Below are 2,685 nucleotides of genomic sequence, written 5' to 3'. Positions count from 1 at the left end.
TTATAGTTGATATACTTAATTCTCTATCAGTCTGCTAGCCCTTAATTTTTTTGTCCAGCTAAGTGTAACCTATCCACCTCTTCATCACCTCGATGAAGAGGGTTGGGCAACAAATACTTAACCCCAATCCCCTTCATCACCTCGATGAAGAAGGTTGGGCAACAAATACTTCAGCCTAATCCCCTTCATCACCTTGATGAAGAGTGTTGGGCAACAAATACTTCAGTCTAATCCCCTTCATTACCTCGATGAAGAGGGTTGAGCAACAAATACTTAACCCCAATCCCCTTCATCACCTCGATGAAGAGGGTTGGGCAACAAATACCTCAGCGCAATCCCCTTCATTACCTCGATGAAGAGGGTTGGGCAACAAATACTTAACCCCAATCCCCTTCATCACATCGATGAAGAGGGTTGGGCAACAAATACTTAACCCCAATCCCCTTAATTACCTCGATGAAAGGGTTTTTGTAACAAATATTTAACCCCAATCCCCTTCATTACCTCAATGAAAGACAATTCGCAGCATATACTTCGCCTCAATCCCCTTCATCACCTCAATAAAAGAGAATTCGCAATAAATATTTCAACCCAATCCCCTTCGTCACTTCAATGACAGGCAATTTGCAACAAATATTCTACCCCCATCCCCTTCATCCGTTCAAACCCTGTAGTCTCTTCATAATCTTGAAGCAAACAAAAAAGCAGTGCTAGAAAACACACTTTGTTTCCCTAGCACTGCTTCTATTTAACCTACTTCCCAAGAACCCCTTTTAATACAAACGCTACATTTGCTGGCCGTTCTGCTAGACGTCTCATGAAATAGCCATACCAGTCCGTTCCATACGGTACATACACGCGCATTGTATATCCTTCTTTTACAAGTTCCTCATGGCGTTCTGATCGAATCCCGTAGAGCATTTGAAACTCAAATTGGTCATGACTTATTTTATGTTCCTTTACTAATTCCTTCGTATATTGGATCATGGCCTCATCATGTGAAGCAACTGCTGTATAGTTTCCGTTCAACAAATGCATTTTAATGATTTTCTTAAAGTTCTCATCGACGTCTTTCTTGTCAGGAAATGCTACTTCTGGTGATTCTTTATAAGCACCTTTTACAAGACGAAGATTTGGATGATATTCGTTTAAGTCTTCTATATCTTGGACAGTCCGATATAGATAAGCTTGGATTACAGTTCCAACATTATCGTAATCTTTTCGTAGTTCTTTAAAAATTTCAATTGTCTTTGCGCATCGTGAGTAGTCTTCCATGTCAATCGTTACGAAGACATCATTTTCTTTTGCGACATCAAGGATTCGTCGCATATTATTCATAACGACCTCATCTGAAATATCCAATCCCATTGAGGTCATTTTTAAGGATAATTGTGCATTTAGCTTTTCTCTACCAATTGCTTTGATTGCTTCAATTGAACCGTCAGCCATAAGATTCGCCTCTTCTATACTGTCAACGAATTCACCAAGATAATCGATGGTGACCGCGAGGCCCTTTGCATTTAGCTCTTTGATTTTTTTTACAGCTAAATCTATTGTTTCTCCGGCAACAAATCTAGCTGCACCAAAGCGCAAGCCATATTTCCTAGCCAATTTTGTAAACGCTTTATTTTTTGATAAAAACAAAAAGAAATTACGTAAAAGTTGTTCCATTTCAATTTCCCCCTCGAAATGCAATCTTAGCTGTAATCTAGCAATCTACCTAAATCCTTATTTATTTTATCACGTTTAAATTGCTTTGAATATATGCTCGAAAAAATTTTGTCGAACGCTTACATTTTCCTGAACAGTACCCTATTTCATTATATGCATTGCATACAATAAACGTTTTGTTGGCAACCTAATAATGAAAAATAGGATAAGGAGGGTTTTATTATGCAACAACAGCAATCACAACAACAGCAACAACCTTTTTATACTCCAAAGGCTGGGCAAATGTCAGAAACTCCTGCAGTTATTACATCAAAGGACCTCTTATACTTAACAGATATGATGTCCTGGAACCTTTTAGCCTTAAAAAAGGCGCATTTCTTTGCAGGCCAATGTCAAATGCCTGAAATCTCTCAAGCGCTCGAAAAAGCGTGTCAAATGCACGAGCGCCATTATCGTCAAATTTTAGATCATATGCAAAAGCATACAGGTCAAGCACCGCAGCAACCGAGCCAAAATCAGCAAAGCCAGCAAATGCAATAAAAGGAGGGCTACATAATGAATCAACAAATGAACCAAAATCCTAATCAGGTAAGTAATCCAAAAACAAAAGTTCCAAAAACACCAGCAATGAATGATCGTGATTTTATAAATGACATGCTAGCAACGGAAAAATATATGACTGCTGCCTACAGCACAGCTTTGAATGAGATGAGTCATGATGGACTTTATGAGGATATTCGTTCGATCTTCAATGAAACACAGGACTGCCAAAGAGAGCTATACAATCTTATGTTCAAGAATGGCTGGTATAAGCTTGAAGAAGAAGAAACTCAAAAGGTGCAACAAAAGCTTCAACAATTTTATAATTACACAACAACGCAATTTCCAAACCATAATACTATTCAATAAGAAAAAAGAGATGAAGCCCCTTATTGGTGCTGGACTAACCTAAAATAGTGAGACAATATAAAACACCTCCAAAATGGCAATACTTGAGATAAGTATTGTGACATT

At 38.2% G+C, this 2,685-nt stretch carries 3 protein-coding genes; 2 read left to right on the top strand and 1 reads right to left on the bottom strand.

Features of this window, described 5'->3' with window-relative positions:
• Positions 1 to 753: 753 nt before the first annotated feature.
• Positions 754 to 1,671 (bottom strand): proline dehydrogenase family protein, encoded by a 918-nt coding sequence (locus ACR65M_RS26690; protein ID WP_440274915.1) that lies wholly within the window; start codon positions 1,669 to 1,671, stop codon positions 754 to 756.
• Between the two features lie 222 nt (positions 1,672 to 1,893).
• Between ACR65M_RS26690 and ACR65M_RS26685 the strand changes: the two genes are divergently transcribed.
• Positions 1,894 to 2,211 carry a hypothetical protein gene (locus tag ACR65M_RS26685; RefSeq protein WP_440274914.1) on the top strand — a complete coding sequence of 106 codons (318 nt, stop codon included), beginning with the start codon at positions 1,894 to 1,896 and terminating at the stop codon, positions 2,209 to 2,211.
• Positions 2,212 to 2,226: 15 nt separating this feature from the next.
• Entirely contained in the window at positions 2,227 to 2,580 is a 354-nt protein-coding gene (locus tag ACR65M_RS26680) for a spore coat protein (protein ID WP_207899856.1), read from the top strand.
• The last annotated feature ends 105 nt before the right edge of the window (positions 2,581 to 2,685 follow it).

It is taken from the genome of Ferdinandcohnia sp. SAFN-114, from assembly GCF_059415045.1.
Note: the sequence above shows the minus strand (reverse complement) of the source record. Positions and strands in the feature narration are given on the sequence as shown.

Bases quoted from the DNA above. Each gene is read 5' to 3' on its own strand.
- ACR65M_RS26690 (WP_440274915.1), bottom strand. From the start codon at position 1,671: ATGGAACAACTTTTACGTAATTTCTTTTTGTTTTTATCAAAAAATAAA.
- ACR65M_RS26680 (WP_207899856.1), top strand. From the start codon at position 2,227: ATGAATCAACAAATGAACCAAAATCCTAATCAGGTAAGTAATCCAAAA.
- ACR65M_RS26685 (WP_440274914.1), top strand. From the start codon at position 1,894: ATGCAACAACAGCAATCACAACAACAGCAACAACCTTTTTATACTCCA.